Source organism: Roseomonas fluvialis, assembly GCF_022846615.1.
Taxonomy (GTDB): Bacteria; Pseudomonadota; Alphaproteobacteria; order Acetobacterales; family Acetobacteraceae; genus Neoroseomonas; species Neoroseomonas fluvialis.
This window is the reverse complement of the sequence record NZ_AP025637.1, coordinates 3956457-3981998: the sequence shown is the minus strand read 5'-3', so window position 1 is coordinate 3981998 and position 25542 is coordinate 3956457. Positions and strand designations below refer to the sequence as shown.

Sequence of the window (25542 nt, the reverse complement as noted above, 5' to 3'; positions counted from 1 at the left end):
ATGGGCCGAGAGTTGGGCCAGTGTCGGAGAAGCGCGCGATGCAGCGGAATCCAATCGCACGCCGCGCCCTGCTGGCCACGGCGGGGTTTTCCTGGGTCGGCGGCGCGCGGGCGGTCGAACCCATCCTGATCGGCGGCACCGGGACCGCCACCGGCCTGATGCGGCATCTCGCGGCCGCCCACGCCGCGCGCACCGGCGACGCGCTCAGGATCGTCCCGAGCCTGGGCAGCACCGGCGGGCTGCGTGCCCTCGCGGCGGGGCGGCTCGACATTGCCGTGACGCTGCGCGAACCGGGCCCGGAACACGCTGCCCTGCGCGCGCGTATGTTCGGCCGCACGCCGATCGTTCTCGCGACGCATCGCGCCACCCCGCCCGTCATGCTCACCGCCGCGCAGGCCGGGCGCCTGCTGGCCGGCGAGGACCGCGCCTGGCCGGATGGCGCGCCGGTGCGCCTGGTCCTGCGGCCACCAGCGGAACGCGAATGGTGGGTGCTGCGCGATGGCCCGCCGGAACTCGCGCGGGCCGCGGACGGGGGCGCGCGGCGCAGCGGGGCGCTGGTCGCAAATACCGCACAGGACAATGCGCACGCGCTCGGCGCGATCGAGGGCAGCCTCGGCATGATCTCGCTTGGCCAGATCTTTTCCGAGGGGCTCGACCTGCGGGTCGTCGGCCTCGATGGGCTGGTCCCCAGCCTTGGCAGCCTGCGAGCCGGCACCTGGCCCTATGGCGTGGTGGTCCACATCGTCGCGCAAGCCGCCCCGCGGCCCGATGCCAGGGCCTTCCTGGGCTTCCTCGCCTCGCGAGACGCCGCCGCGATCGCCGAGGGCTTCGGCTACGACCCCGCGGTGCAGGCGGCGTGAGCGACCGAACCGACATCGCGGGCATCCGCACGCGGCTGCATGGGGTCCTGCAGCACGGCTCGCGCATCATCGCGACGTTGCTCGCGCTGATGCCGCCGCTTCTGTATTTCGCGACCGCGCGCGCCACCATCGAATCCGAGATCGACCTCGAGGCACGCTTCATCGCCGGCATGGTCGGCGAGATCGCCGCGAGCAACCCGACCCATTGGACCTTCGAAGGCGTGCGGATCGAGCAGGCGCTGACCCGCGTCGTCGACGAAAGCGACCACGAATCGCGCCTGGTCCTCGCATCCGACGGCGAGGTGCTGGCCACCCAGGGGGCGAGGCCCCCCTGGCCGGTCCTGCGCGTCGACCACAGCATCGTCGCGCATGGCGAACGCGTGGGCGCGGTGGTGATCGTCAAATCGATCATGGACATCCTGCGTGAAGCGGTGCTGATCGGCGTGCTGAGCGCCTTCGCAATGGGCCTCGCCTACCTGCTGCTCGGGCGCGTGCCGCAGCGGCTGCTCGATTCCGCGATGCGCCAGGTGACGCACCTCGCGACGCACGACGTGCTGACCGGCCTGCCCAATCGCGGCGTCTTCATGGATCGGCTGCAGCTGGCGCTGGCAACGCTGCGGCGCGACGGCGGCGGCGCGGTCGCGCTGTTCTGCCTCGACCTCGATCGCTTCAAGGAGGTGAACGACACGCTCGGCCACGCGATGGGCGACGAACTGCTCCGCCAGGCGGCCGACCGGCTGCGGCGCGAACTTCGTGACACCGACACGCTGGTGCGGCTGGGCGGCGACGAATTCGCCATCATCCAGCCGCGGCTGAACCATCCGCATTCCGCCGAGGTGCTGGCCCAGCGCCTGATCGACGCCGTCGAGGAACCCTTCGACCTCGGCCGCCACCAGGTCCGCGTGGGCGTGAGCGTCGGCATCGCGCTCGCGCAGGGGCGCGGCCATCCCGAGGCCGAGGTCCTGCTCAGCGATGCCGATACCGCGCTCTATGCCGCCAAGCGCGATGGGCGCGGTACCTTCCGCTTCTTCGCCGAGGACATGAACGTCGCGCTGCGCCGGCGCCGCGCCATGGAGACCGACCTGCGCCAGGCGCTCGCGCGCGGGGAGTTCGAACTCTACTACCAGCCGCAGGTGAACCTGAGCACCGGCGCGCTGACCGGCGTGGAGGCACTGCTGCGCTGGAACCATCCGGAACGCGGCTTCGTGACGCCCGACAACTTCATCCCGCTGGCCGAGGAGATCGGCCTGCTGCCGCAGATCGGCGCCTGGGTGCTGCGCGAGGCCTGCGCCAATGCGCAGCGCTGGAAGGACATGACGATCGCGGTGAACGTGTCGGCCCACCAGATCCATGCCGGCGGCTTCGAGACGCTGGTGGCGCGTGCGCTGGCCGAAAGCGGCCTGCCGGCCAGCCGCCTCGAGATCGAGATCACCGAAGGCGTCCTGCTGACCCAGACTGAGGCGACCATCGGCACGCTGGAACAGATCCGCGCCCTTGGCGTGTCGATCGCCATGGACGATTTCGGCACCGGCTATTCCTCGCTCGGCTACCTGCAGCGATTCCGCTTCGACAAGCTCAAGATCGACCGGTCCTTCATCGCGAGCCTCGGTACCGACCCCTCCGCCTCGGCCATCGTCGATGCCGTGCTGGGCATCACGCGCGCGCTCGGCGTGCGCGCCAATGCCGAAGGGGTGGAGACCGAGGAGCAGGCGCGGATGCTGTGCGAGCGCGGCTGCAACGAAGCCCAGGGCTGGCTCTTTGGCCGCCCGGTGCCCGCCAGCCAGATCGACACGCTGCTCGCCGATCGCATCACGGCGGCTGCCGAGTAGCGCCGTCGAGCGACCGCTTGAGAATGCGCCCGCCGGCGCATGCTGCAGGCCCGCAGCGGGCCTTCTCAATCGGCCGCTCAGCGCGCCGCCAGATACCCGAACACGTCGCCCTGCGGGGCAATCCCCTCGACATGCCGGCGGTGCCACAGCGCGTGGAACAACAGGTGCCAGGCGGCGAAGGCCTCGCGCTTGCCCGCCGCGGCGCGGAACAGCGGCAGGATTCGGTCGGGCTTCGCGATCTCGGCCACGCCGGGCTGGGCCGCCACCAGCGGCGCCAGGCGATCCGCCGCTTCCGCGATCCAGGTGCCGACCGGCACGGTGAAGCCCTGCTTCTTGCGGAACGGCTCGCTGGCGGGGAAGTGCCGCGCCAGCCACTGCCGCAGGATCCACTTGCCCTGGCCGTTCTGCACCTTCAGTGCATCCGGCAGGCGGAAGGCCGCCGCCGCCACCCCGGCATCGAGGAAGGGCGTACGCCCTTCGACGCCATGCGCCATCAGGCAGCGATCGAGCTTGAGCAGCAGGTCGTTCGGCAGCCAGTCGGCCACGTCCAGCGCCTGCGCGGCCTGCAGGCGCGTGCGGCCGGGGGTTGCGGCTTCAGCCTCGGCGGCGGCGATGCCGTCGCGCCAGCCGCGCGGAGGGCTGCGCAGCACATCCAGCCGGTCGAAGGCGCCATGCGCGCGCATCGCCTTGCCGCCGCGCCACCAGGGGCGCATCGCGGACCGGTAGCGGCCATAGCCGCCGAAGATCTCGTCGCCGCCCTCGCCCGAGAGCACGACCTTCACGTCCTCCCGCGCGCGCCGCGCCAGGAACCAGGTCGGGATGATGGCGTAGTCCGCCGCCGGGTCGTCCATGGCGCCGACGATCTCTGGCAGGTGCTGCCAGACCATCTCGCGCGTCACATCCAGGGTCACGTGTCGTGCGCCGGCGGCCTTCGCGGCATGGGCGGCGGCGTCGCGCTCGTCCGCCGCGCCGGGCACGTCGAAGCCGGCGGTGAAGGCCTGCACCGGGCGTTCGTTGAGCCGCGCCATCATCGCCAGCACGGCGGCGGAATCCGTCCCACCCGACAGGAACATCCCGTAGGGCACGTCGGCGCGCTGGTGCAGGTCGACGCTCTGCTCGAGCGCCGCATCCAGCCGCGCCAGCGCCGCCTCGGCGCCGATGCTCTCCGGCCCGCCCTCGGGCAATGCCGCGCGGCGGCGGCGCTCCACCACGCTTCCGTCGGCGATCACCACCGTCTCGCCGGGCAGCAGGCGGCGGATGCCCTCGAAGATGGTCTCCGCGCCGGTGGTGAATTGCAGTTGCAGAACTTCGGCCAGCGCGGTGCTGCGCAGCCGCGGCGCGACCAGCCCGGCGGCGATCAGCGCCTGTGCCTCCGAAGCGAAGGCGATGCCCTGCGCCGTCTCGGTCACATAGAGCGGCTTGATCCCGAAGGGATCGCGCGCCAGCACCACGTGCCGCGAGGCGCGGTCATGGATGGCGAACGCATACATGCCGCGCAGCGTCTCAGCGAAAGCCGCACCATCGCGGCGGAACAGGTGCAGCGGCGGTTCGCAATCGGACCCGGTGGCGCAGGCCAGCGCATTGTCCGCGCGCAGTTCCCGGTAGTTGTACACCTCGCCATTGCCGACCAGGCTCGCCGGCCCGGCATGCAGCGGCTGGTCCCCCGTCACCAGGTCGATGATCGCAAGGCGCGTGTGCGACAGCGCCACATTGCCCTGCACATGGTGCCCGTGCCCGTCCGGCCCGCGATGCGCCAGCGCGCGCGTCAGCGCATCGAGCACCGCCGGGTCGGGCGTGGCTCCGGGCTTCAGCGCGAGGCCGGCGATGCCACACATGCCTCAGGCCGCCTGCCGCTTCGGCGCGACGGCGGCCAGGAATTCCCGCCAGCGCGCCACCACGGCCGCCTGCGTGAAGTCGCGCGCGAAGGCCGCGCGCCCCGCCGCGGCAAGCCCGGCCGCGCGCGACGGGTCATCCAGCAGCCGCGCGATCGCCACCGCCAGCGCGCCGGGGTCCTCGCCTGCCACCAGCACGCCATCGACGCCGTCGGTGATCAGTTCGAGCGGCCCCTGCGACGCCACGGACACCACCGGGCGCGCGGCCGCCCATGCCTCGAGTACGATGTTGCCGAGCGGTTCGTGGCGCGACGAGCAGACGAAGACTTCGGCCGCCGCGAGCAGCGCAGCCGTGTCGTGCCGCCAGCCCAGGAAGGCCACGCGGTCCGCGACACCGAGCTCCCGCGCCAGTGCCTCGAGCGCCGCACGCTCCGGCCCCTCGCCGGCAATCGCGAGATGTGCGGTGGGCAGTTGCGCCAGCGCGCGCAATGCGATGTCGAAGCCCTTGTTCGGGTGCAGCCGCCCCATCGCCAGCAGCCGCCGCGCGCCGGGCGGCGCGCCCCAGTCGGCGGGTGCCGCGCCCGCCATGTCATCGACGAAGTTCGGCAGGTGATGTGCGCGCGCCGCCGGCCAGCCCTGCTCGGTCACCCAGCGGACGATACCGCGCGTGTTGCCCACGATGTGGTCGCAGCGCCGGTAGTACTTCAGGTCGTAGAAGCCGCCCATGCGTCCCACCAGCGTCCAGGAACCCTTCGGCGTGAAGCGCGCCGCGCGGTTCATCCAGGCGACCGTCACCGCCGGTGCGAAGCCCCCGAGCACCCGGCGCAGCCGCGGCGCGGTCAGCAGATCGAGCGCGCCGCCGAAGCCAAGCTCCACCGGCGCCAGCCCGCCCGCGCGCAGCCGCGACGCGCGTTCGGCATCGCGGCGGATCACCGGCAGCACGTCCGCGCCCGCGGCATGCAGCGCAATGGTCAGCCTTTCATAGAAGCCTTCCGCCCCACCGTGCCGCGCCCCGGCCATGACCTGTGCGACCCTCATCGCCCGCCACCGTGCTTCTCGGGCTCCAGCTTCGCCTTCAGATACGACAGCAGCGGAAACGCCCCCGTGCACAGCGCCAGCAGCACGCCCCAGCCGCCCTCGCGATAGCCCTTGCGGGAGACATAGGACTTGAACCCGCGCGAGAAGAACCGCCGCACATTGGCGCGCAGTGTGCCGATATCCCCCGCCGCGATCAGGTCCGCCGCCTTCGCGGTGGAATAGCGGTCGAGCCGCCGCAGCATGTCCGAGATGTCGCGATCCACCAGGTGCACCAGCGCTCCGCGCGTGATCTTCGGACCCTCGGTGCCCGTCCAGTCCAGCCCCGGATGCACCCGCTGCGCGCGCCAGCGCTTCGCCCCGCGCCGGAACAGCCGCGGCACGGATGTTGTGCCGAAACTCCCCGCCCAGCCGAACCGCACGAGCCTGTCACCCACGTAGTTGTCGACCGGTACCTGGTGCCAGGCATGCGCGCTGGTCGCGATCGTCTCCCGCACCGCAACCGCCAGCGCCGCATCCACCCGCTCATCGGCATCGACCTCGAGCACCCAATCGCCGGTGCAGGCCTCGATGCCGGTGTTGCGCCGCTCGCCCTCGAGCTCCCAGGCCCCCTCGATCACCCGCGCCCCGGCGACCTGCGCAATGCGCGCGCTGCCATCAGTGCTGCGATCCAGCACCACCACCACCTCGTCGGCAAAGGCCACCGAGGCCAGGCAATCAGGCAGGCGGGCCTCCTCGTTGCGGGCGACGATGAGGGCGGAAAGGCGAGGGGCGGTCATGCGGGCGCGGTCGCACGGGGGAGGGCTCTGCCCTCCCCCGGACCCCCACCCGCCAGGGGGCTACGGCCCCCTGGACCGCGGGTCTTGAATCGGGGAGTTCGGGGAGGGGCATCGTCGGTGATGCCCTGCGCGAAGGTCGCGTCACGCCCCTCGCCGAACTCCCCGATCACGTCGAGGGTTCCAAGGGCCTTAAGCCCTTGGTGGGGGAGGTACGGAGGGGGCAACGCCCCCTCCGTAGCGACCGTGCCGCTCATGCCGCCACCGCCTCCGGCCGCGCCAGCAGCGTGGTGGCCTCGGCGGCGACGTGGCTGGCGGTCAGGGCGCCCATGGGGGCATTGCCGGGCGGGCCTTTGGCGAGCACGGCCAGCGCGCGGGCACCGACCGGGGCGTATTCGGAGGCCGGGGTGGGGCCGAACAGGCCGATGGTGGCGGTGCCGGTGGCGGCGGACAGGTGCATCAGGCCGGAATCATTGCCGACGAACAGGGCGCAGCGCGACAGCACTGCGGCGGCTTCGGGCAGGTCAAGTGCGCCGACCAGATCGATCGCGCCGGGCAGGGCGTCCAGCACCGGTTGGGCCATGGCGCGTTCCTGTGCGCCCGGACCGCCGAGCACGGCAATACGCGCGCCGTCGAGGGCGCCGCCGGGTTGCGTGAGCAGGCGGGCGAGGGTGAGGAAGCGGTCGGCCGGCCAGACCTTGCGCACCCAGTTCGCGGTCGGGCCGAGGGCCAGCACCGGCGGGCCGGGTGGGATCAGCGTCGCGGCGCGGGCCGCCTCGGCGGCGCCGAACCAGGCGACGGGGCGTGGCGCGGGGGTGATGCCCAGGGTCTGCGCCAGGTGCAGCAGGCGGTGGCCGGGCCGCCGCCCGCCGCGCATCACCGCGCGTCGGCGTGCCGGCAGCAGCCAGGCGATGGCCGATCCGCGCAGGTCCACCACCAGGTCCCAGCGGGTGGTCGCGACCGTCGCCCAAAGCCCCAGCCAGTGCAGGCCGTAGCGCTTCTTCTCGATCGGGATCAGGCGTTCGAGGTTCGGCATGCGGGCGAACACGCCCTCGGCCACGCGACCGCAGGCGATGGTGAAGCGCGCCGTCGGGTGGGCGTGCATCAGGTGGTCGAGCAGCCCGGTGGACAGCACGGCGTCGCCGATCCGGGTCGAGGTGATGAAGAGCACGCGCACGGCGCGGCTGTATCACGCCCCGCGCGCGGGCGGGAGGCTGCGTCCCGCGGCACCGGTCACCCGTGCGCGCGGCGCTGCGCACCGGGCCGGACCGCCGCCCGCCCGGGGCCTGCCGGCGGCGGGGCGTGCGGGCCGGCGGGGTGGTTGCGCGGCGGCCCTGGCCGGCACACCTGTGCTGGCATGACGACAGCGCTTCTTCCCGACCGCGGCGTGCTCGAACTGACCGGCCCGGACCGGGTCGCCTTTCTGCAAGGCCTTGTGTCGAATGACGTATCCGCCATCCCGGGCGGGACGGCCGTCTGGGCCGCCCTGCTGACCCCCCAGGGGAAGTGGCTGGCGGATTTCTTCGTCCTCGCCACCGGCGACTCGTTGCTGCTCGATGCCGAGCGCGCGCAGATCCCGATGCTTCTGCAGCGGCTTTCGCGCTTCCGGCTGCGCTCCAAGGTCGAACTGCGCGATGCGTCGGAGGACTGGCACGTCCATGCCGCCTGGGGCGCGGGCGAGATCCTCGAGGGTTTCGGCGGCCGCGACCCCCGTCTGCCGGAAGCGGGCTGGCGGATCCTTGCGCGGACGCCGCTGGCCGGATCGGAGACAGCCGAGGCGTACGACCTCCATCGCCTTCGGCTGGGCCTGCCGGATGGCTCGAAGGACATGGAGAGCGAGAAATCCGTCCTACTCGAAGGTGGCTTCGACGAACTGAACGGCGTCTCGTGGTCGAAGGGCTGCTACATGGGCCAGGAACTGACGGCCCGCACGCGCTATCGTGGGCTGCTCAAGCGGCGGCTCGTGCCGGTGCTGGTGGACGGCCCCTTGCCGCCGCATGGCGCGGCTCTGACCGACGAGGCCGGCGCCGAGGTCGGCCAGATGCGCTCGGGGCGGGATCGGCTCGGCCTCGCCCTGCTGCGCCTGGATGCGCTGGACCGGGGGCCGCTGCGCGCCGGGTCATCCTTGGTGCATCCCGAGGTCCCTGACTGGATGCGCCTGCCCGCGCGCGAGCAGGCATGACGACCCCCGACCACGGCCCGGGCGTGCGCATTCCGCCGCCGGTGCTGGTGGCCGCGCTGCTGGCGGCCGCCTGGCTGCTGCGCCAGCTGGTCCCGGTGCCGATCGGCCCGCCGCTGCCGGCCTTCGGTTCGCTGCTGATCTTCGCGGCCCTCGCGCTGATCGGCTGGGCCATCCTGGTGATGGTGCGCGCCGGCACCGATCCGCGCCCCGACAAGCCCGACGCGGCGATGGTCGAGGGCGGGCCGTTCCGCTTCAGCCGCAACCCGATCTACCTGGGTTTCCTGCTCGCGGTGGCGGGCTTCGCGCTGCGCTGGGGGGATCTGTGGGGCTGGGTTGCGGTGGTGCTGGCGCACCTGGTGCTGGACCGGCTGGTGGTGGCGAAGGAGGAAGCCTACCTCGCCACCCGGTTCGGCGCGGCCTACGCGGCCTACCGGGCGCGGGTGCGGCGCTGGGTGTAGCGGCGCTTGCCGCAGGAACCGCCGTGTCATCGGGCCCGGGCTCCCGGGGGCATTGAATCCCGTGTCGACGTCGATCCGCGCCGAACCTGGCCCGCTTCACCTCTCCTTGACCTTCACCCGGCAGGATGTGCCGGCATGACCAGCCCGACCGCCCCCCGTCCGGCCGGCCCGCCGGCTCCGCCCGCCACGCCGCCGGGGCGTGCGCCCAAGGCCCGGGACTTCAAGCCCGCGCTGGCACGGGCCACCCCGCCCGCCGTGCCCACGCCGGCGCCGCAGCCGCGCCCGGCGGCGCAGCCCGCCGTCGCGCGCATCCCGGCCCCGGCCGCGACGCCGGTGGTGGCCCGCCCGGTCGCCCCGGGCACCCTGCAGGCCCCCAGCCTGCGCCCCTGGGAAGGCCAGGCCAACGCCCTGTTCCGCCACCGCATCGCCGAGGCCGAGCGCAGCGCCGAACACGTCAACGACGGCTATGGCCTGCGCAACCCATCCTCCGGCGCGCTCGGCCGCTACCAGTTCCTGCCCATCGCGCTGCGTGACATCGGCTGGATGGACCCCGACGGCGCCTGGTCCGCCACCGCCCAACGCCACGGCGTGACCGACGAGGCGAGCTTCCTCGCCAGCCCCGCCGCGCAGGAGGCCGCGATGTCGGCCTACCTCGCGCGGCAGGAGACCATCCTCGACCGCGGCGGCACCATGGGCGTGGTGGGCCTCACCATCCGTGGCCTGAACGGCCAGGAGATCACGCTGAGCGAGGGCGCGCTGGTCGCCGCCGCGCATCGCCGCGGCGCCGGCACGCTCGCGCGCTACCTGACGCATCGGACCGAGACGCCGGACGCCCCGCTCAGCCCCGCCCAGCGCGCCGCCTTCGAAAGCATCGAACACCGCCTGCGCGGCTTCGCCGAGGTGGCCTATGCCTCCGAGCGCCCCGGCAACCGCCTGATGGCGCGCCGCACCGGCCCGGCGGGCTGACCGTCGCGACTTTGACACCGCGCGCCATCCGGTGAAGGAGTGCGCCCGCACGCACCCGCCACAGCCGAGAACGCCCACCGCCATGTCTTCCCTCACCGGCCAGGTTGCCCTGGTCACCGGCGCCTCCCGCGGGATCGGCGCTGCCGTCGCCGTCGAACTCGCCCGCCGCGGAGCGCAATGCGTGCTGGTGGCGCGCACTCAGGGCGGGCTCGAGGAAACGGACGACGCCATCCGCGCCACGGGCGGGCTGCCGGCCACGCTGCTGCCGCTCGACCTGCAGAAGCGCGCGCAGGACATTGACATGCTGGGGCCGTCCGTCGTTGCGCGATTCGGGCGGCTCGACATCCTGGTCCATGCGGCCGGGGTGCTGCCGAAGCTGACGCCCGTGGCGCATATCCAGCCGCGGGACATGGAGGAGTCGCTGGCGGTGAACCTGTCCGCCACCTGGCGGATGATTCGCACCTGCGACCCACCCTTGCGCGCCGCGCCCGCCGGCTGTGCGGTGGTGCTGACCGATGCGGTCGCGGCCGCCCCCGCCGCCTATTGGGGCCTGTACGGCGCCGCCAAGGCGGGAATGGAGCACCTGGTGCGCTGCTGGGCCGCTGAGGTCGCGACCACCCCGCTGCGTGTCATCCTGGCCGACCCCGGCCCGGTCGCGACGCAACTGCGCGCCAATGCCTTCCCCGGCCAGGATCCGTCGCGCATCGCCGACCCGGCGGCGGTCGCCCCAGGCATCGCCGCGCTGTGCGAGCCCGGCGGGCCCGGCAACGGCGAAACGATCCGCCTGGGCGGCTGAGGGCCGCCGCGCACCTCGGCTCGCGGCAACGCCTCCTGCCGTTTGGACGTGCGGGCATATCCACCTGATCTGATTGGGATCTGCTCTCGGGCGTGATCCAGCCGGATGGCATCATCCGGGCGGCGCCCTTCTCTGGTCAGCACGAGGCCCCGCAGGAGCCACCGCCCGGTCGACGCTGCCGCGCCAGCGGTTCCATGTGGCAGCGCGCGGCCCTACTGCCCTGCGGAGGGCTGCGTCGCCTCGAGCGCGCGCACCGCCGCGCCGGCCGCCGCACCCTGGGGCGGCCCTGGCACCGCGCGGGCCGCCGCCTCGGCCGCCACCGCCTGGATGGCGGGGGAAGGGGCGGGGATCGGGGCCATCACGACGGTGGGTGCCGGCACCACCACCTGCACCGGTTCGGGCGGCGGGGCAGGGGCCGGCGTGGCGGCGCGTTCCAGCGCCCGGGTGATCCGCCCGCCCCAGCCGATGCGGTTGTTCTCCTGCGCCTCGGTCAGCGTCGCCGGGCCGTCCGCCACGCCGCGATAGGCCGGCCAGGCCGCCGGCGGCACCGTCCAGCAATCGACCGCGCCGAGCGACCGGGTGCACATCGGCGGCGGCGTTGGCGCATTGTCCTGCCCGCAATACGAATCGCCCCGGCCAATTCGCGCGATCGAGCAATCCTCCCCCGTTGCCAGTGAAACGAGGCCGTCGCCAACCGTACGCCCGAAGGCGCGCAACGAGACGGCCTCGACCACCGCGGGGATGGCAATGAGGGGCGCGCCCGGTGCGCCGATCGCGGCACAGCCGGGCAGCAGGGCAGCCAGCAGGGGAAGGGCGGGAAGGCGCATGCCGCATGGAAACCCTTGCGGGCTTAACGCCCCGCCAACGGGCCTGTATGGTCCGCCCCCTTCCGGGGGGTGGGCCAGGCCCGCCCGCCGCAGACAGAGGTGCCGCACTTGCCCGATATCTTCGACGAGGTGGCGGAGGATCTCCGCGCCGAACGCGCCGCCCAGATGTGGCGGCGCTTCGCCACGCCGGTGATCGGCGCGCTCGTGCTGGTCATCGCCGGCGTCGCCGGCTGGCAGGGCTGGCAATGGTACGAAGGCCGCCAGCGCGATGCCGCCGCCACCGCCTTCCTGGCCGCGCATCGCGCTGCCGAGGCCGAGGGTGCCGACCTGCCCGCGATCACCGGCCGGTTCGAAGGCCTGGCGCCGCAGGCGCCGGCCGGCTACCGCACCATCGCCCTGCTGCGCGCCGCCGCGCTGAAGGCCGAGACCGGCGACCGCGCCGCCGCGCTCGCGCTGTACGACCGCGTCGCCGCAGATACCTCGATCGATCCGCTCTATCGCGACCTGGCGTCGCTGATGTGGGTCCTGCGGTCGATCGACAGCGGCGATCCCGCGGTGCTCGCCGCGCGCATCGCGCCGCTGGCGCGCCCCGACCAGCCCTGGAGTGCGTCGGCGCGCGAACTCGCCGCCCTGGTCGCGCTGCGCGCCGGCCAGCCGGCCGAGGCGCGCCGCACGCTGGAAGCCCTGGCCGCCGACGTGACCGCGCCGCGCGCCATCCGCGACCGCGCCCAGCGCATTGCCGCGGGGATCGCCGGCTGATGGCCGCGCGCCTCACGCGCCGCGCCGCGCTGTTCGGCACCGCCGGGCTGCTCGGCGGCTGCGAGACGATCGACAACATCTTCGGCGAGCGCCGCGAACGCTTCGAAGGCGACCGCCGCGCCGTGATGACCGTGCCTGAACGCACCCTGCAGGTGGATGCCAACGCCCAGGGCACCGCGGTGGTGCTGCCGGCGCCCGTCCCGCGCGCCGACTGGCCGCAGCAGGGCGGCGATGCGGCGCATTCCGGCGGGCATCCTGCGCTGGGCGGCGCACTTTCGCGCGCCTGGAGCAGCGGATTCGGCAGCGGCACGGGCTACCGCCAGCGCCTGGCCGCCGGGCCCGTGGCGGGCGGCGGCATGGTCTTCGCCGGCGATGCCTCGAGCGATGTCGTGGCCATCGACCTCGCGACCGGCGGGCGGCGCTGGCGGCGCGACGTCAGTCGGCCGAACGAGAGCGCGGGGTCGATCGGTCCTGGCCTGGGGCTGGCGGGGGATACGCTGTTCGTCGCCACCGGCCTGTCAGAACTGCTGGCGCTGAACGCCGCGGATGGCGCCATTCGCTGGCGCGTGGACCTGCCCGCCCCGGCGCGCGGCGCGCCCACCATCGCCGAGGGCCGCGTCCTCGTGCCCACCGTCGCGAGTCACCTGGTCTGCCTGTCGGCCGAGGACGGGCGCCGCATCTGGACCCACCGCGCGACCCCCACCGTCACCATCCCCTTCGGCCTGCCCGCCCCGGCGGTCGAGGGCGAGGCGGTGGTCTGCGGCTTCCCCTCCGGCGAGTTGTTCGCGCTGCGCGCCACCGACGGGCGGGTGCTCTGGAGCGAGAGCCTGGCCGCGGCGGGCACCGGCGCGCTGTCGGACATCGCCGGCGTGCGCGCGAGCCCGGTGATCGCGGGCGGGCGTGTCATCGCGGTCGGCGTCGGTGGCCTGACCATCTGTGTCGACCTGCGGTCGGGCCGGCGGCTCTGGGAGGAGGAGACCGGCGGCACCGAGGCCCCCTGGGTGGCGGGCGACTGGGCCTTCCTGGCCAATGATGTCGGCCAGGTCGCGGCGATCGGGCGCGACAGCGGGCTGGTGCGCTGGGCGACATCCCTGCGCCCGCCCGCGCGCGGCAGCCGGCCGCAGGAACGCATTGGCCTGTCCTCCCCCGTGCTGGCCGGCGGGCGCCTGCTGGTTGGCACCAGCCGCGACGAACTGGTCGCGATCGACCCCGCCACCGGCGAGGTGACGGGCCGCACCGCGCTGCCCGGGCCGCTCTCGTTGCAGCCCATCGTCGCGGGCAACCTGCTGCTGGCGGCGACCGACGACGCGACGCTGGTCGCCTTCGCCGGCGCCGGCTGAGCGCGCCGCGCCATGACCCCCACCGTCGTGATCCTGGGCCGGCCCAATGTCGGCAAGTCCACGCTGTTCAACCGCCTGGCGCAGCGGCGCATCGCCATCGTGGACGACACGCCCGGTGTCACGCGCGACCGCAAGCAGGCGGAGGCGCGCATCGGCGGGCGGGATGTCACGCTGGTCGACACCGCGGGTCTCGAGGAAGCGCCGCCCGATACCGTGGCGGGGCGGATGCGCCAGAGCTCCGAGGCCGCCTTGCGCGCCGCCGACCTGGTGTTGTTCGTGATCGATGCGCGCGCCGGGCTGACACCCGCCGACCGCGCCTTCGCCGCCTGGCTGCGCAAGGCCGCGCTGCCGGTGCTGGTGGTGGCGAACAAGGCCGAGGGCCGCGGCGGCATCGCGGCCGCGATGGAGGCCTTCGAACTCGGCCTGGGCGACCCCGTCGCGGTCAGCGCCGAGCACAATGAGGGCCTGGGCGCGCTGCACGAGGCGGTGACCGAAGCACTCGGCGCCCCGCCCGAGGACGAGCCGGAGGACGCGGCGGAAGATCCCGACCGCCCGCTGCGCATCGCCATCGTGGGCCGCCCCAATGCCGGCAAGTCGACCCTGCTGAACGCCCTGATGGGCGAGGAGCGCATGATCACCGGGCCCGAGCCGGGCCTGACGCGCGATTCCGTGGCCCACGAATGGGTCGACCACACCGGCGGGCGCGTGCGCCTGGTCGATACCGCGGGAATGCGCAAGAAGGCACGCATCCAGGAACGGCTCGAGCAGATGTCGGTCGCCGCCACGCTCGGCGCGCTCAAGGAAGCCGAGGTGGTGATCCTGGTGGTGGACGCGCTGCTCGGCATGGACGAGCAGGATTTGCGCATCGCCCGCCTGGCGGAGCGCGAGGGCCGCGGCATCGTGATCGCCTTCAACAAGTGGGACGCGGTCGAGGACCGCGCAGCGACGCGCCGGGTGCTCGACGACACGCTGATGGCATCGCTCGCGCAGCTGCGCGGCATCGCGGTCGTGCCGCTCTCGGCGCAGACCGGGCGTGGCGTGGACAAGCTGATGCCCGCGGTGCGCACGGCCTATGCGCTGTGGAACAAGCGCGTGGGCACCGGCGAGCTGAATCGCTGGCTGGAAGGCGCGCTGTCGCGCCATCCGCCGCCGGCGGTGGAAGGGCGGCGCATCAAGCTGCGCTACGGCACCATGCCCAAGGCGCGCCCGCCGACCATCGCGATCTTCGGCACGCGCGCCGAGGATCTGCCGGAGGATTACCGCCGCTATCTGGTGAACACCTTCCGCGACACCTTCGCCATGCCGGGCGTGCCCATCAGGCTGCAGCTGCGCGGCACCAAGAACCCCTACGCCGAGGAGTGATGCAGGTCGCGGCGCTGCGGGGCGCTACGGTCCTGAGCTAGAGCATGAGCCGATCGGATGGAATCGTCCGGTCGGATGCCTTGCCTTGAAAAACAACGATTCCGGAGCCGCTTGTGTCAGGTCAGCGGTTCCGGTCAGCCGGGCGCTGCTCTAGGCGCACCGTCGGGGTGCATGGTATCCCGAAACGACCTTGATAGAGGCGCCGCGGTGGCGCGGGGAGCGACCCTGGCGATGGACGACATGACCGCGGGCACCGACCCGGCGCCGAGCATCGGACAGAGGCTGTCATCGATCGAAAGCCGCATCGATGTTCTGCAGGCCGAATTGCGCCAGGCCAACGCGACGATCCAGCGTCTCGCGGCCGCGGGCGACGCCGTGCTGCCCTATGTCACGGTGGCGCAGATGCGCGACATGGGCGACCGCGTGATGGCCGAGGGCATGATGCGCGCGCGCTGCATGAACGTGCAGGTGGATGCGACCACGATCCTGTGCCGCATGCTTGGCCGCTACAAGATGTACCTCGACCGTCGCGATGTCGGCTTCGCGCCGCATCTGATGTTCGAGGGCTTCTGGGAATACTGGCTGACCGAATTCATTTGGCGCAACGTGAAGCCCGGTCAGGTCGCGCTCGATGTCGGGGCGAACCACGGCTACTACGCGGTGCTGATGGCCGACCTGGTGGGCCACGAGGGCGTGGTGCACGCCTTCGAGCCCAATCCGCGGATGGTGCAGCTGCTGCGCCAGACCGCGGCGCTGAACGGCTTCTGGCAGACGGTGCAGGTCCATCCGGTCGCGCTGGCCGCCGCCTCGGGCCGCCCGATGCTGTTCTTCGCGACCGAGGCCGAGCCGAAGAACGGGCGGCTGCTCCATGAGGCGGAGGCGGCCGCCGCGATGCGCCACGATTCCTCGTCGAACGTCTATGAGGTGCAGGTGCGCTCGCTCGATGATGCGATGCCCGGGCGCGTGGACTTCGTGAAAATCGACGTCGAGGGCGCGGAGGAACTGGTCTGGCGCGGCATGCAGCAGATGATCGGGCGCAATCCCGACATCAAGGTCGTGATGGAGTTCAACCCCGGGCGCTGCCGCCAGGCGGCCGAGACGCTGCGCGAGATCGCCGACCTGTTCCCGCTGCGCGAGATCGGCTTCGACGGCCAGGTGCACCCCTGCACCATCGAGGACATCCTGCCGCGCCGCGAGGATGCGCTGCTGTACCTCTCGCGGGTCGATCCCGATTGAGCGCGCGGGTCCGACCGGCGGCGAGGTCACGATGATCTACTACCTTCACATCCCCAAGACCGGCGGCCAGACCCTGGCCACGCGGCTGTCCGCCGCCTTCCCGCGCGACCGCAGCTGGATCCTGCAGGCGGATATCCGCAACCAGAGCCACCTGCGCGACCTGCTGCGCAAGCACGATTTCGTCGAGGGCCATGCCGGCGTCGGAGTCCTGCGCGGCCTGGATCCCGCGGTGGATATCATCTGCACGGTGCGCGATCCGGTCACGCATGTGCGTTCGCTGTTCGCGCATATCCTGCGCGAACCCCGGTTGCGCCTGCATGCGCCGGCGCGCGGGCTGGGCTTCCGCCGCTTCGCGCAGCACTACGGGGAGCACCTGTTCAACGTACAGGCCGACAGCCTGGTGAAGGTCTTCGAGAACCGCGACCTCGGCTACTACCGCGACGGTCGCGACCTTTGGATACTCCAACGTCTGGGCGCAGCGGCGCGCCGCGTGCGCTGGCTCGTGCCCACTGAGCAGATCGACGATTTCTGCCGCTGGTGGCCGATCGAGACCGGGCGCCCTGCGGTGCCCGGTGGCCTGCGCGTGAATGTCGCGCAAGCCGCCGAACAGGATGACGAGGTCACCGCCTTCGTGCGGGAGAACCCGCATCGCCTGTCCCTCGACTACGCGCTCTGGTCGATGGCGCAGCAGCGCTACGACGCCTGGCGCGCGGCGGTGGCGAACGCCGCGGCGCCGCCGCCTGACGAGCTTCATGCCTCCTGCGCCTTCTCGGACGGGAAGGGGCACGGCATCTGGCTCGGACGCGGCTGGTACGCGCGCGCGATGCGCGGCGACGGCACCGCGGAATGGTGGGCCGGTCCCTCGGCGATCTCGGACCTGCGGGTGCGTCGCAGCCCGGACCAGGTGCGCCTGTGCTTCGAGGTCCCGGCGCTCATCGGCTTCCGCCACGAAGGCATCAACCTCTATCCGGCCGACGGCACAAAGCGTCTGCCCGCGCGCATCGCGCCGGTCGGCGAGGGACCGATCATGGCGCTGTCCTTCACCCTGCCGCCCGAACTTGGCGAGGACATCCGCCTGCAGATCCAGGTGCCGCGCGTGGCGAGCTTCCTCGAGGTCATCCCGCCTTCGGGCGATGGGCAGCGCCAGTCCTTCGCGACGCAGAACTGGTCGCTGGGCACGGCGGCGTGAACGGCGCGCGCGCTGGACGCGGGCTTGGCTGGTTCGGTAGCCTTGCACGCATCGGAGGCGCAGATGGCCTGTGACGCACTCATTCCCGCGGTGGCGCCGGCCAAGCACGTGAACCACGCGCCGGCCGACGAGGAGCCGAAGCACGTCGCGCGTTTCTTCGGGGATGGCCGCCCACCTGCCCCGCCCGCGGCGTGACCGCGCCACGATTGCGCCATCGGTTGGGCTGACACGGCACGGCCATGCAGGACTTTCTTTTCGCGCTCTCCAAGATCCTCTGGTTCCCCGCGCGCCCGGGCCACTTCGCCCTGATCGTCGGGTTCGTCGGGCTGGTCATGGTCTGGCGCGGGCGGCGATTGGGCCGGTGGTTGATCCTCGCGAGCCTCGGCTTCTTCCTGATGCTGGTCGCGACACCGGTGCACCAGTGGATGTTGCTGCCGCTCGAGAACCGCTTCGCGCGGCCTGCAGAAGCGCCCGCGCATGTGGACGGCATCATTGTGCTGGGCGGCGCGGTGGACCAGAACATCACCGAGGCGCGCCGCATCCCGTCGCTGAACGGCGCGGCCGAACGCATGACGGAAGGCGTGATCCTGGCGCGCCGCTACCCGAACGCCCGCCTGGTCTTCAGCGGCGGGCAGGGGTCCTTCGTGCATGGCGCGATGACCGAGGCCGATGTCGCGCGCGAGCTTTGGACCGCCATGGGCATCCCACCCGATCGTGTCGTCTATGAGGATGCGGCGCGCAACACGCACGAGAACGCGGTCCTGACCTACCGGCTGCTCAACCCGCGCCCGGACCAGACCTGGCTGCTGGTGACGTCCGCATCGCATATGCCACGGTCAGTCGCGGTGTTCCGCGCGGCTGGCTGGCGCGGCATCGTGCCCTGGCCGGTCAACTACCGCACCGGCACCACCTGGCAATCCTGGTACGACGCGCCCTTCCCCGAACGGCTTGGCCAGTTCGAATGGGCCTTCCGGGAGTGGATCGGCCTGGTGGCGTACCGGCTGATGGGGCGCACGGACAGCGTGCTGCCGGCGCGCGAGGCGCCGTCGCGCTGATCAGGGCGACGTTCCGTCTCGCCGATCAGCGCGCGCCGCGCTGGCGCTCGATCTCGCGCCAGCGAGCCACCGCGCGGTTGTGCTCCTCGAGCGTGCGGGAGAAGGCATGCCCGCCCGTGCCATCGGCCACGAAGTAGAGGAAGTCGGTCGCTTCGGGGCGCGTGACGGCCTGCAGCGCGGCGCGCCCGGGACTCGCGATCGGCCCCGGCGGCAGGCCGCGGATGCGGTAGGTGTTGAAAGGGTGCTCGCGGTCGAGGTCGGCCCGGCTGATCGGGCGGTCCATCGGCGCGCCAGCCGTCGCGGCATAGGCCACGGTCGGATCGGATTGCAGCGGCATGCCGCGCCGCAGGCGGTTGACGAACACGCCGGCGACGCGCGCGCGTTCCTCTGGCTTGCCCGTCTCGCGCTCGACGATCGACGCCAGCACCAGCGCCTCGCGCGCCGAGGCCAGCGGCAGGTCGGGCGCGCGCGCGGCCCAGGCCTCCGTCAGGGCGCGGTCCATCGCGGCATCGGCGCGGCGGATGATGGCGGCACGGGTCTCGCCCCATTCGAAGGCGTAGGTCTCGGGCAGGATGTCGCCCTCGGCGAAGGCGGGGGCCTCGCCCGTCAGGCCCTCGGTGCGCTCGAGCAGGGCGCGGATCTGGTGGGCGGTCAGGCCCTCGGCGATGGTCAGGCGGCGCTGCACGGGGCGCGCCTCGCGCAGGATGCGCAGCACCTCATCGAGCGACGCACCGACGGGGAAGGCGAATTCGGCCGCGCGCAACGGGCCGTCGCCGCGGGTCAGCCAGGCGGCGAGGGCGAAGGCGCGAGGGTCGCGGATCACGCCACGTTCGAGCAGCGCGCCGGCGATGCGTTCGGTGCCGCCGCGCGGGATGACGACCTGGGTGGGCTCGGCGAGCGGGCCGGGGGCCGTGTAGGTGTGCCAGGCGAAGCCGGCACCGCCGGCGAGGACGGCCAGCATCAGCACGAGCGTGATCAAGCGCTTCATGCGCGCGCACCGGAGGGGCACCGCCCCTCCGGACCTCCCCGCCAGGGGGCTACGGCCCCCTGGACCGCGGGAAAAAGGGCGCGTGGAAGGTCATGCGGGACCGACACGAGACGGGTCGCGGCGTGCGGCGATCCGGGGGCGTGCCTGCGTGACCGCGCCCGGAGCATCAGTCGCCCCGGGCGCGCCAGTGCGTGGCGCGAAGGCAAGCCGGCCGGATGGCCGGCGCCCGCCGCCTGAGGGTGGCGCAAAAACTCAGGGCGCAGCCCTGAACACGATGCTGGCGTTGGTACCGCCGAACCCGAAGGAATTCGACAGCGCCACGTCGATCTTCCGCGGCTGCGCCTGCAGCGCCACGCGGTCGATGGCACTCTCGCGCGAAGGCTTCTCCAGGTTCAGCGTGGGCGGGGCAACATTGTCGCGGATCGCGAGGATCGAGAAGATCCCCTCCACCGCGCCCGCCGCGCCCAGCAGGTGCCCCACCGCCGACTTGGTGGAGGACATCGCCAGGCCCTTCGCCGCATCGCCCCACAGGCGCTCCACGGCTTCCAACTCCAGGTCGTCGCCGAGCGGGGTCGAAGTGCCGTGCGCGTTCACGTACTGCACCTCGGCCGGCGTGACCTTCGCCGAGGCCAGCGCGGCCTTCATGGCGCGGAAGGCGCCCTCGTGGCCCTCGGCCGGGGCGGTGATGTGGTAGGCATCACCCGACATGCCGTAACCGATCACCTCGGCGTAGATCTTGGCCCCGCGCGCCTTGGCGTGTTCGAATTCCTCGAGCACCAGCACTCCGGCACCCTCGCCCATGACGAAGCCGTCGCGGCCCTCGTCCCAGGGGCGCGATGCCGCGGTGGGCGTGTCGTTGAAGCCGGTGGACAGCGCGCGCGCAGCGCAGAAGCCGGCGACACCCAGTTCGCACACGGCGGCTTCCGCACCGCCGGCCACCATCACGTCGGCATCGCCCAGCGCGATCAGGCGCGCCGCGTCGCCCAGCGCATGCACGCCGGTGGCGCAGGCGGTCACCACGGAATGGTTCGGACCCTTGAAGCCGTACTTGATCGATACCTGGCCGGAAGCGAGGTTGATCAGTGCGGACGGAATGAAGAAGGGCGAGATGCGCTTCGACTTCCCGTTCACCGCCAGCATCGCCGCTTCGTGGATGGTCTCGAGCCCGCCGATGCCCGATCCGATCATCACCCCGGTGCGGCAGCGGCTTTCCTCGTCCGGCGGCACCCAGCCGGAATCCTCGACCGCCTCGCCCGCCGCAACCAGCGCGAACTGGATGAAGCGGTCCATCTTCTTCTGATCCTTGATTGGGATCCATTCGTTGATGTCGAGCCCGCCCTCGGCCCGCACGCCCGCGGGGATCTGCCCCGCGATGCGCGCCGGCAGGGCGGAAGTATCGAAGGACTGGATGCTGCCGATGCCGGACTGTCCGGCCAGCATCCGCGTCCAGACATGCTCGACCCCGAGGCCGAGCGGGCAGGCGATGCCCATGCCGGTCACGACAACCCGTCGCGGCTGGAAACCGTTCTGGAACACGCGCGCTACCCCCCAACCAAGTCTGGGCGTTACTCGCCCTTCTGCTTCTCGATGTAGTCGATCGCGTCCTTCACGGTGGTGATCTTTTCCGCCGCATCGTCCGGGATCTCGACGCCGAAGGCCTCCTCGAAGGCCATGACCAGCTCGACCGTGTCGAGGCTGTCGGCGCCCAGGTCGTCGATGAACGAGGCTTCCGGGGTCACCTTCGCCTCCTCGACGCCGAGGTGCTCGACGACGATCTTCTTCACCTTCTCGGCGGTGTCGCTCATCGCGTTTACTCTCTCCGTTCTGCCGGGCCTGGCCCGTGCCTGAATGCCGTCTGCGCTCCGCCCGGCCGGGCCGGACTCGCGCCCCGGCCCCCCGCGGAGCCCGGCGCTTATCATGGAAGCGCCGCGGGGCCTAGGCGCTCATGGCCTCCCCGGTCAAGGGGCGGGGTCCCGCCGCCGCTTGCCCAGGCGCCGGGGCGGCCGCATGTAGCCATCCGGCAACACCAGAACAAGGAGGCTCCCGGACCATGACCACCCGCCGTTCCGTCCTCGCCGCCGGCACCGCCGCGCTGCTGCCGGCCGGGCTTGCCGCCCCCGCCCTCGCGCAGGGTGCAGCCCGCAACGCGCTGCGCTTCATCCCGCATTCCAACCTGGCGTCGATCGACCCGGTGGGGACCACGGGCTACATCGTGCGCAACCACGGCTACATGGTCTACGACACGCTGTTCGCGACCGATGCCGAGTTCCGCATCCGCCCGCAGATGGTCGAATCCTGGGAGGGTTCGGGCACCGACCTGGTCTGGACCTTTCGCCTGCGCGAAGGCCTGCGCTTTCACGACAACGAACCGGTCCGCGCGCAGGACGTCATCCCCTCGCTGCGCCGCTGGGGCGCACGCGACAGCTTCGGCCAGACCCTGATGGCCGCGGTGGCGGACATGACCGCGGTCGATGACCGAACCTTCCGCATCACGCTGTCGCGGCCCTTCCCGCTGCTGATCGACGCGATCGGCAAGCTGTCCTCGCAGGTGCCCTTCATCATGCACCAGCGGCACGCGAGCCTCGATCCGAACACCCCGGTGCCCGAGGCGGTCGGCTCCGGCCCCTTCCGATTCGTGCGCGACCAGTGGGTGCCCGGCAGCCAGGCGGTCTACGAGAAGTTCGCCGGCTACGTGCCGCGCAACGAACCGGCGTCGTCGGCCGCCGGCGGCAAGCGGGTGAACATCGACCGCGTCGAATGGCGCATCATCCCCGACCCGGCCACGGCGGCGGCGGCGCTGCAGACCGGCGAGGTCGACTGGTACGAACAGCCCGCCTTCGACCTGCTGCCGCTGATGGCCCGTTCGCGCGACATCCGCATCGAGCAGATCGACCCGGTCGGCTCCATCCTGATGCTGCGCTTCAACCATCTGCACGCGCCCTTCAACAACCCGGCCATTCGCCGGGCGGTCCAGATGGCCGTGAGCCAGGCCGACTACCTCCAGGCCGTGGTGGGCAACGACCGCTACTTCCGCGAGTGCAAGGCCTTCTTCGCCTGCGGCACGCCGCTGGCCAGCACCGAGGGGGTCGAGGCGATCGGCGGCAACCTCGACCGAGCCCGCGCCATGCTGCGCGAAGCCGGCTATGCCAACGAACCGGTCGTCATCATCAGCCCGACCGACATTCCGGCGAACCACGCGCAGTCGCTGGTCACGCACGACCTGCTGCGGCGCCTTGGCATGAACGTGGAATTGGTCGCGACGGATTGGGGCAGCGTGCTGACGCGTCGCGGAAATCGCAACGCGCCTGCGCAGGGCGGCTGGTCCATCTTCCATACCTGGTGGGTGGGGCCGGACCTCGCGAACCCCGCTCTGCATGCGCCGCTGCGCACCCACGGTGCGAACGCCTGGGCCGGATGGCCGACCGATGCGCCGCTCGAGGCGCTGCGCGACCAGTTCCTCGCGGCCGCGACGCCAGCGGACCAGATGCGCATCGCGGTCGAGATGCAGAAGCGCGCCTTCGAGGTGGTGCCCTATGTCACGGTCGGGCAGATGTGGCAGCCGACCGCGTTCCGCCGCAACGTGGTGGACATCGTGCCCAGCCCGGTGCCGTTCTTCTGGAACGTGCGCAAGACCTGACGCGGGTGTCGCGGCTGCGCCGTCCGCCGCAGTCCGCGCTGCGGTGGTCGCCGCGTGCGTGAACGGGCCGATACGCAGGTCGCACGGCCCATAAGCCACGCTTGCATTCCGCTCCAGGTGAGACCATCTTTCGTCTCATCTGGAGCACCCCCATGTCCTTTGCCCTTGCCGACGATACCGCGCTTTTGGGCCTGGCACCGCCGCCGGGCCGTCCGCTCGCGCTCGCCGAACGCGTGGCGGCCGGGCTGCCGATCGCCGCACTGGATCGCCTGATGCGCGCCGTCGCGCCGGACGAGGACGCGCTGCGCTATGCCTTCGTGCCCAAGGCCACGCTGGCGCGGCGTGCCAAGGCGCGGCCCGCGCGCCTGTCGCCGGAGGAGAGTGCCCGCATCGCCCGCGTCGCCCGCGTCTTCGCGCTGGCGCGCGAGGCCTGGGGCAGCGATGCCGAGGCGCGCGACTTCCTGCGCCGCCGCCACCCGATGCTCGAGGACCGCACGCCGCTCGATGTCGCGATCGAGACCGACATCGGCGCGCGCATCGTGGAACGCATCCTCGGCCGGCTGGCGTACGGCACGGCGGCGTGACGCAGCGGCTCGACCGCATCCTCGACTGCTGGCGCATCGGGGATCCGCAGGGCCGCTTCCCGATCTTCGACGCGACCGGATCCGCACTCGCCCCCGGGCGCTGGAACCGGGCCGATGGGCCGGTGATCTACGCCGCGCGCAACTATTCGACCGCGATGCTCGAGAAGCTCGCGCATGGCGCGGGCCGGCTGCCGCCGAACCAGCACGCGGTGCGGATCCGCGTCCCGCCCGGTGTGAGCTACGAGGCCTTCGACCCCGCCATGGCCCCCGGCTGGGCCGCGGCGGACGAAGCCGAGGCACAGGCCTGGGGTGCGGCCTGGCGTCGGCACGGACGCTCCGCCGTCCTGCTGGTGCCATCGGTGGTGGCGCGGATGGAGGAGAACGTCGTGATCAACCCCGACCACGCGGATTTCTCGCGCATCGAGCACGACCTGCCACGCCCGGTGTGGTGGGACCGTCGGTTGTTCGGATAAGGCCTGCCGTTCCCGCGCAACCCGCAACGGATCGCGCAGCGATCCGGGAGCGCAGGGCGCGACCGCGCCCAGACCATCAGCCGCCCCCTGCGCACCAGTGCACGGCGCGCAAGCCAAGCCACCGTATGCCGACGCCCGGCGCCTGAGGGCAAACAAAGCCTCGGATCGCGCAGCGATCCGGGAGCGCACGGCGCGACCGCGCCCAGACCATCAGCTGCCCCCTGCGCACCAGTGCTCGGCGCGCAAGCCAGGCCGGCGGATGCCGGCGCCCGGCGCCTGAGGGCGAAAAAAGACTCAATCCACGGTGATGTTGGCCTGGCGGATCACTGGCGCCCAGCGCTCGCGCTCCCAGCGGATCAGGCGTGCGAAGGCCTCGCCGTCCATCGTCGAGGGCTCGGCCCCCTCGTCGCGCAGGCGGCGGATCACCTCGGGGTCGGACAGCGCCTGGCGCATCGCGACGAACAGGCGTTCCTTGACCGGCGCCGGCGTGCCGCGCGGCACCAGCAGCCCGTACCAGGCGGTCGCCTTGTAGCCCGGGATGGTCTCGGCGACGGTGGGCACGTTGGGCAGCACCGCCATGCGCGCCTCGCCGGTCACCGCGATGGGGCGCAGCTGGCCGCCGTTCAGCAGCCCGACCACGGAGGGCAGGGTGGTGACCATGAAGTGGAGGTGGCCCGCCACGACGTCGGTCAGCGCGGGGCCTGCGCCGCGGAAGGGCACGTGCTCGGCCGTCAGCCCCGACATCTGCAGCATCAGCGCCGCCGCCAGGTGGCTCGCCGAACCGTTGGACGCGCTGCCGTAGGTGGTGCCGCCATTGCCGGCGCGGATCTCCGCGAGCAGTTCGGTCAGGGTCTGCGCGCGGGATTTCGGGCCGACCACCACCACCAGCGGCGCATCCGCCACCAGGCCGATCGGTTCGAGTGCACGCTCCGGGTCCACGCGCATGTTGCGGAACAGCGAAACGTTCACGCTCATGGGCCCGTGGTTGCCCATCAGGATGGTGTAGCCGTCGGGGCGCGCACTGGCCGCGGCCTCGGTCGCGATGTTGCCGCCGGCGCCGGGGCGGTTTTCCACCACCACCGGCTGGCCCAGCACGCCCTGCATCGGTGCGGCCAGGGTGCGCGCGATCAGGTCGGTGCCGCCGCCCGGCGCGAAGGCGAGCAGGATGCGGATCGGCCGGTTCGGGAAGGGACCGTCCTGCGCCGCGGCCGGCAGGGCGGCGAGGGCGGGGGCGGCGGCAAGGGCGCCGATCAGCGTGCGGCGGTGGGTCATCGCGAAGACTTCTCCGTGTGCGGCCGGTTCGGTCCGGCACCTGTGCGTCGCGTGGTCTAGCGCGTCCGTGAGGGCGTTGTGAATGT

25 protein-coding genes are annotated in these 25542 nt (G+C 72.5%); 16 read left to right on the top strand and 9 right to left on the bottom strand.

All coding sequences use genetic code 11. The features are described from left to right. Positions 1 to 38 precede the first annotated feature (38 nt). The gene (locus MWM08_RS19155; RefSeq protein ID WP_244408114.1) at positions 39 to 860 is read left to right on the top strand and encodes a substrate-binding domain-containing protein; all 822 of its coding nucleotides are present in this window, start codon (positions 39 to 41) and stop codon (positions 858 to 860) included. Continuing rightward, complete coding sequence (locus tag MWM08_RS19150; RefSeq protein WP_244408112.1) at positions 857 to 2689, top strand: putative bifunctional diguanylate cyclase/phosphodiesterase; 1833 nt, start codon at positions 857 to 859, stop codon at positions 2687 to 2689. Before MWM08_RS19155 ends, MWM08_RS19150 begins: the two co-directional genes overlap by 4 nt. Before the next feature lie 77 nt (positions 2690 to 2766). Here the strand turns inward: MWM08_RS19150 and asnB are convergent, their stop codons facing one another. The 4 genes from asnB to MWM08_RS19130 form a co-directional block, all read right to left on the bottom strand. Next, positions 2767 to 4524, bottom strand: a complete 1758-nt coding sequence (asnB, locus tag MWM08_RS19145; protein ID WP_244408111.1) for an asparagine synthase (glutamine-hydrolyzing) — start codon at positions 4522 to 4524, stop codon at positions 2767 to 2769. 3 nt (positions 4525 to 4527) lie between these two features. After that, positions 4528 to 5559, bottom strand: a complete 1032-nt coding sequence (locus MWM08_RS19140; RefSeq protein WP_244408109.1) for a glycosyltransferase — start codon at positions 5557 to 5559, stop codon at positions 4528 to 4530. After that, positions 5556 to 6335 (bottom strand): glycosyltransferase family 2 protein, encoded by a 780-nt coding sequence (locus MWM08_RS19135; protein ID WP_244408108.1) that lies wholly within the window; start codon positions 6333 to 6335, stop codon positions 5556 to 5558. The genes MWM08_RS19140 and MWM08_RS19135 overlap by 4 nt, the downstream gene beginning before the upstream one ends. A 250-nt stretch (positions 6336 to 6585) precedes the next feature. Beyond that, positions 6586 to 7509 carry a glycosyltransferase family 9 protein gene (locus MWM08_RS19130; RefSeq protein ID WP_244408106.1) on the bottom strand — a complete coding sequence of 308 codons (924 nt, stop codon included), beginning with the start codon at positions 7507 to 7509 and terminating at the stop codon, positions 6586 to 6588. A gap of 180 nt (positions 7510 to 7689) precedes the next feature. On the opposite strand from MWM08_RS19130, the gene ygfZ reads away from it, so the two are divergent. The 4 genes from ygfZ (at position 7690) to MWM08_RS19110 (ending at position 10734) form a co-directional block, all read left to right on the top strand. Then, complete coding sequence (gene ygfZ, locus MWM08_RS19125) at positions 7690 to 8514, top strand: CAF17-like 4Fe-4S cluster assembly/insertion protein YgfZ (protein WP_244408105.1); 825 nt, start codon at positions 7690 to 7692, stop codon at positions 8512 to 8514. Continuing rightward, entirely contained in the window at positions 8511 to 8972 is a 462-nt protein-coding gene (locus MWM08_RS19120; RefSeq protein WP_244408104.1) for a methyltransferase family protein, read from the top strand. The genes ygfZ and MWM08_RS19120 overlap by 4 nt, the downstream gene beginning before the upstream one ends. 135 nt (positions 8973 to 9107) lie before the next feature. Then, positions 9108 to 9938 (top strand): hypothetical protein, encoded by an 831-nt coding sequence (locus tag MWM08_RS19115; protein WP_244408102.1) that lies wholly within the window; start codon positions 9108 to 9110, stop codon positions 9936 to 9938. Between the two features lie 82 nt (positions 9939 to 10020). After that, entirely contained in the window at positions 10021 to 10734 is a 714-nt protein-coding gene (locus tag MWM08_RS19110; RefSeq protein ID WP_244408100.1) for an SDR family NAD(P)-dependent oxidoreductase, read from the top strand. A gap of 212 nt (positions 10735 to 10946) precedes the next feature. Here MWM08_RS19110 and MWM08_RS19105 read toward each other — a convergent pair whose 3' ends face one another. Then, on the bottom strand, positions 10947 to 11561 hold the full coding sequence (locus MWM08_RS19105; protein WP_244408099.1) for a hypothetical protein: 615 nt from the start codon (positions 11559 to 11561) through the stop codon (positions 10947 to 10949). A gap of 108 nt (positions 11562 to 11669) precedes the next feature. Here MWM08_RS19105 and MWM08_RS19100 point away from each other — a divergent pair, with 108 nt between their 5' ends. From MWM08_RS19100 to MWM08_RS19075, 7 genes are all read left to right on the top strand, one after another. Then, on the top strand, positions 11670 to 12320 hold the full coding sequence (locus MWM08_RS19100) for a tetratricopeptide repeat protein (RefSeq protein ID WP_244408098.1): 651 nt from the start codon (positions 11670 to 11672) through the stop codon (positions 12318 to 12320). After that, positions 12320 to 13660 (top strand): outer membrane protein assembly factor BamB family protein, encoded by a 1341-nt coding sequence (locus tag MWM08_RS19095; protein WP_244408097.1) that lies wholly within the window; start codon positions 12320 to 12322, stop codon positions 13658 to 13660. Before MWM08_RS19100 ends, MWM08_RS19095 begins: the two co-directional genes overlap by 1 nt. 12 nt (positions 13661 to 13672) lie before the next feature. Continuing rightward, positions 13673 to 15022, top strand: coding sequence for a ribosome biogenesis GTPase Der (gene der, locus MWM08_RS19090; RefSeq protein ID WP_244408096.1), 1350 nt, complete (start codon positions 13673 to 13675; stop codon positions 15020 to 15022). Positions 15023 to 15253: 231 nt separating this feature from the next. Next, positions 15254 to 16258, top strand: a complete 1005-nt coding sequence (locus tag MWM08_RS19085; protein ID WP_244408095.1) for an FkbM family methyltransferase — start codon at positions 15254 to 15256, stop codon at positions 16256 to 16258. Positions 16259 to 16289: 31 nt separating this feature from the next. After that, a complete protein-coding gene (locus tag MWM08_RS19080) occupies positions 16290 to 17447 on the top strand; it encodes a hypothetical protein (RefSeq protein ID WP_244408093.1) in 1158 nt (385 codons plus the stop codon). Positions 17448 to 17510: 63 nt separating this feature from the next. Then, on the top strand, positions 17511 to 17642 hold the full coding sequence (locus MWM08_RS26340) for a hypothetical protein (protein WP_255751356.1): 132 nt from the start codon (positions 17511 to 17513) through the stop codon (positions 17640 to 17642). A 44-nt stretch (positions 17643 to 17686) separates the two neighbouring features. Further along, positions 17687 to 18502 carry a YdcF family protein gene (locus MWM08_RS19075; protein ID WP_244408091.1) on the top strand — a complete coding sequence of 272 codons (816 nt, stop codon included), beginning with the start codon at positions 17687 to 17689 and terminating at the stop codon, positions 18500 to 18502. A 25-nt stretch (positions 18503 to 18527) separates the two neighbouring features. On the opposite strand, the gene mltG is transcribed toward MWM08_RS19075, so the two are convergent. The 3 genes from mltG to MWM08_RS19060 form a co-directional block, all read right to left on the bottom strand. Further along, positions 18528 to 19490 carry an endolytic transglycosylase MltG gene (gene mltG, locus MWM08_RS19070; protein WP_244408090.1) on the bottom strand — a complete coding sequence of 321 codons (963 nt, stop codon included), beginning with the start codon at positions 19488 to 19490 and terminating at the stop codon, positions 18528 to 18530. 252 nt (positions 19491 to 19742) lie between these two features. Beyond that, entirely contained in the window at positions 19743 to 21026 is a 1284-nt protein-coding gene (fabF, locus tag MWM08_RS19065) for a beta-ketoacyl-ACP synthase II (RefSeq protein ID WP_255751355.1), read from the bottom strand. A gap of 29 nt (positions 21027 to 21055) precedes the next feature. Then, a complete protein-coding gene (locus tag MWM08_RS19060; protein WP_168040410.1) occupies positions 21056 to 21295 on the bottom strand; it encodes an acyl carrier protein in 240 nt (79 codons plus the stop codon). A 245-nt stretch (positions 21296 to 21540) separates the two neighbouring features. Between MWM08_RS19060 and MWM08_RS19055 the strand changes: the two genes are divergently transcribed. From MWM08_RS19055 to MWM08_RS19045, 3 genes are all read left to right on the top strand, one after another. Continuing rightward, the gene (locus MWM08_RS19055) at positions 21541 to 23127 is read left to right on the top strand and encodes an ABC transporter substrate-binding protein (protein ID WP_244408089.1); all 1587 of its coding nucleotides are present in this window, start codon (positions 21541 to 21543) and stop codon (positions 23125 to 23127) included. A 152-nt stretch (positions 23128 to 23279) separates the two neighbouring features. Then, positions 23280 to 23711, top strand: coding sequence for an antitoxin Xre/MbcA/ParS toxin-binding domain-containing protein (locus MWM08_RS19050; protein WP_244408087.1), 432 nt, complete (start codon positions 23280 to 23282; stop codon positions 23709 to 23711). Continuing rightward, positions 23708 to 24184, top strand: a complete 477-nt coding sequence (locus MWM08_RS19045; protein ID WP_244408085.1) for an RES family NAD+ phosphorylase — start codon at positions 23708 to 23710, stop codon at positions 24182 to 24184. The genes MWM08_RS19050 and MWM08_RS19045 overlap by 4 nt, the downstream gene beginning before the upstream one ends. A gap of 294 nt (positions 24185 to 24478) precedes the next feature. Here the strand turns inward: MWM08_RS19045 and MWM08_RS19040 are convergent, their stop codons facing one another. After that, a complete protein-coding gene (locus MWM08_RS19040; RefSeq protein WP_244408083.1) occupies positions 24479 to 25456 on the bottom strand; it encodes a Bug family tripartite tricarboxylate transporter substrate binding protein in 978 nt (325 codons plus the stop codon). Positions 25457 to 25542: the final 86 nt, after the last annotated feature.

Coding starts and splice junctions, on each gene's coding strand:
- MWM08_RS19155 (WP_244408114.1), top strand. CDS start 39: ATGCAGCGGAATCCAATCGCACGCCGCGCCCTGCTGGCCACGGCGGGG.
- asnB (WP_244408111.1), bottom strand. CDS start 4,524: ATGTGTGGCATCGCCGGCCTCGCGCTGAAGCCCGGAGCCACGCCCGAC.
- MWM08_RS19140 (WP_244408109.1), bottom strand. CDS start 5,559: ATGAGGGTCGCACAGGTCATGGCCGGGGCGCGGCACGGTGGGGCGGAA.
- MWM08_RS19135 (WP_244408108.1), bottom strand. CDS start 6,335: ATGACCGCCCCTCGCCTTTCCGCCCTCATCGTCGCCCGCAACGAGGAG.
- ygfZ (WP_244408105.1), top strand. CDS start 7,690: ATGACGACAGCGCTTCTTCCCGACCGCGGCGTGCTCGAACTGACCGGC.
- MWM08_RS19120 (WP_244408104.1), top strand. CDS start 8,511: ATGACGACCCCCGACCACGGCCCGGGCGTGCGCATTCCGCCGCCGGTG.
- MWM08_RS19115 (WP_244408102.1), top strand. CDS start 9,108: ATGACCAGCCCGACCGCCCCCCGTCCGGCCGGCCCGCCGGCTCCGCCC.
- MWM08_RS19110 (WP_244408100.1), top strand. CDS start 10,021: ATGTCTTCCCTCACCGGCCAGGTTGCCCTGGTCACCGGCGCCTCCCGC.
- MWM08_RS19105 (WP_244408099.1), bottom strand. CDS start 11,561: ATGCGCCTTCCCGCCCTTCCCCTGCTGGCTGCCCTGCTGCCCGGCTGT.
- MWM08_RS19095 (WP_244408097.1), top strand. CDS start 12,320: ATGGCCGCGCGCCTCACGCGCCGCGCCGCGCTGTTCGGCACCGCCGGG.
- der (WP_244408096.1), top strand. CDS start 13,673: ATGACCCCCACCGTCGTGATCCTGGGCCGGCCCAATGTCGGCAAGTCC.
- MWM08_RS19085 (WP_244408095.1), top strand. CDS start 15,254: ATGGACGACATGACCGCGGGCACCGACCCGGCGCCGAGCATCGGACAG.
- MWM08_RS19080 (WP_244408093.1), top strand. CDS start 16,290: ATGATCTACTACCTTCACATCCCCAAGACCGGCGGCCAGACCCTGGCC.
- MWM08_RS26340 (WP_255751356.1), top strand. CDS start 17,511: ATGGCCTGTGACGCACTCATTCCCGCGGTGGCGCCGGCCAAGCACGTG.
- MWM08_RS19075 (WP_244408091.1), top strand. CDS start 17,687: ATGCAGGACTTTCTTTTCGCGCTCTCCAAGATCCTCTGGTTCCCCGCG.
- mltG (WP_244408090.1), bottom strand. CDS start 19,490: ATGAAGCGCTTGATCACGCTCGTGCTGATGCTGGCCGTCCTCGCCGGC.
- MWM08_RS19060 (WP_168040410.1), bottom strand. CDS start 21,295: ATGAGCGACACCGCCGAGAAGGTGAAGAAGATCGTCGTCGAGCACCTC.
- MWM08_RS19055 (WP_244408089.1), top strand. CDS start 21,541: ATGACCACCCGCCGTTCCGTCCTCGCCGCCGGCACCGCCGCGCTGCTG.
- MWM08_RS19050 (WP_244408087.1), top strand. CDS start 23,280: ATGTCCTTTGCCCTTGCCGACGATACCGCGCTTTTGGGCCTGGCACCG.
- MWM08_RS19040 (WP_244408083.1), bottom strand. CDS start 25,456: ATGACCCACCGCCGCACGCTGATCGGCGCCCTTGCCGCCGCCCCCGCC.